This is a genomic window from Undibacterium sp. 5I2 (assembly GCF_035019605.1).
Taxonomy (GTDB): Bacteria; Pseudomonadota; Gammaproteobacteria; order Burkholderiales; family Burkholderiaceae_D; genus Undibacterium.
In genome coordinates this window covers 1-1,860 of the sequence record NZ_JASJVS010000132.1, presented here as the reverse complement: position 1 = coordinate 1,860, position 1,860 = coordinate 1, and the positions used below count along the sequence as shown (strand labels likewise).

General features: G+C 50.1%; 1 protein-coding gene. It reads right to left on the bottom strand.

Features of this window, described 5'->3' with window-relative positions; genetic code table 11:
* Window positions 1-46: 46 nt before the first annotated feature.
* Window positions 47-1,801 carry a type I restriction enzyme subunit R domain-containing protein gene (locus QN359_RS19645; RefSeq protein ID WP_323493410.1) on the bottom strand — a complete coding sequence of 585 codons (1,755 nt, stop codon included), beginning with the start codon at window positions 1,799-1,801 and terminating at the stop codon, window positions 47-49.
* Window positions 1,802-1,860: the final 59 nt, after the last annotated feature.

Here is a 1,860-nt window from a genome sequence, read left to right as displayed (position 1 = left end):
AAACACAAACAAACAGACTTCAATGAGATCGGTTCAATTTAAAAAGTTACACGACAAGTAGTCTGACAGATGGGGGACGCAGGTTGCGGGCGTACAGGCCGAGCTTTTCCAAGTCTTTGTCATCGTAATCGACGATCTGCGACATGAATTCATAAAAGCGGACAAAAGTACCGAGATCTTTCTTGAAAATTTCTAACGCGTCTTTTTCCTTCTTGCACTCTTTGAAGGCATTTTCGGCGTTAGTAATCATGATGACGTCATTAAACTTTTTAGTTCGTTCAAACATATCGCGCGCTTGCTTGTACGCCTCTACGGCCGACTTATAGCGTTTCTGCCAGCGTTCTACGGCGGGTTTGCAGATATTCGCAATCGCCGCATTGCTCTTACTCTTGACAAAGAAGGCAGCGCAGAATTGCTCGACTTCCGTCCAGCTAAAAATACCGGCAGCGCGCAGCTTGTCGTTCAAATCAAAAATCAAATCCGGGTCAGACACATCGGCCAGCTCTGCCGTCTGGAAGTAAGGCTGGAAGGCGGCCAGGATTTCTTCCGGTTCATTAAAGAAATCCAGAATGAAGGTGCCGGTCTCGGCCTTACTCGGGTAAATCCGGTTCAGGCGCGACAAGGTTTGCACGCACTCCACCCCGCCCAGCTTTTTATCCACATACATGGCGCAGAGCTTGGGTTGGTCGAAGCCAGTTTGAAATTTATTCGCCACGATCATGACTTGGTAGTCGTCGGTATCAAAGGCTTTGCGCATGTCGCGTCCTTTGAGCAGCGGGTTCATATTCATCTCGGTGAACTGACTGCCCAGCACCGCCTCTGAATTCGGATCTTTATCGGTAAATTCCACCTCACCCGAGAACGCCACCATTGCGCGGATATTCTGATAGCCCTGGGTGGTGATGTACTTATCGAAAGCCTGCTTATAGCGCACCGCCTCTTTGCGCGAACTGGTCACGACCATCGCTTTGGCCTGACCGTTCAGCAAACCCATCACTTGGGTTGTAAAATGCTCGACGATCACTTGCACTTTTTGGCTGATGTTGTAGTCGTGCAGGCGCACCCATTGATTCAGCTTGACCTTGGCACGCTTGCTCTCGACTTCCTGATCGGCATCCTTCATCTTCATCGCCAGGTTATAGGCGACTTTGTAATTGGTGTAGTTCTTCAGCACATCGAGAATAAAACCCTCTTCTATCGCCTGACGCATGCTGTACACATGGAAGGCGGCGGGCTTATTGGTCTTGGACGGCGCTTCATCCGGGCGCGGTAAGCGGCCAAACAGTTCTAAAGTCTTGGTCTTGGGCGTGGCGGTAAAGGCCAGGTAACTGAGGTTTTTCGAAGCGCGACGCGAGGCGACTGCGGCATCCAGAATATCGTCGGTGGTCAGTTCCGCCTCATCATCGCCCACGCCTTCTACCATCAACACCTCTTTCAGTTGCCGGGCGGTGGAACCGGTTTGTGAAGAATGCGCCTCGTCGGCGATTACTACGCAGTTACGTTCTTTCAGGCTGACGCTGTTTTCTATCGCCTTCAATACAAACGGAAAGGTTTGTATCGTGACGATAATAATCGGCTGCGAGTTTTCCAAAGCCTTGGCGAGTTTTTCTGATTTGGAACCATCACCTTCCTGATTATTGATCCGCCCGACCACGCCATCGGTATGCTCAAACTGGGCGATGGTGTCTTGCAATTGCGCATCAAGCACAGTGCGATCAGTCACCACAATCACCGAATGAAATTGCTTATTGCCCTGGGCATCGTACAAAGACGAAAGCTGATGTGTATAGTGGATCCACATATCCGGACAACAGTTTAAACTAGTGTCTGTCGAAAAGAGACGAGGCAGACCATGAGTGA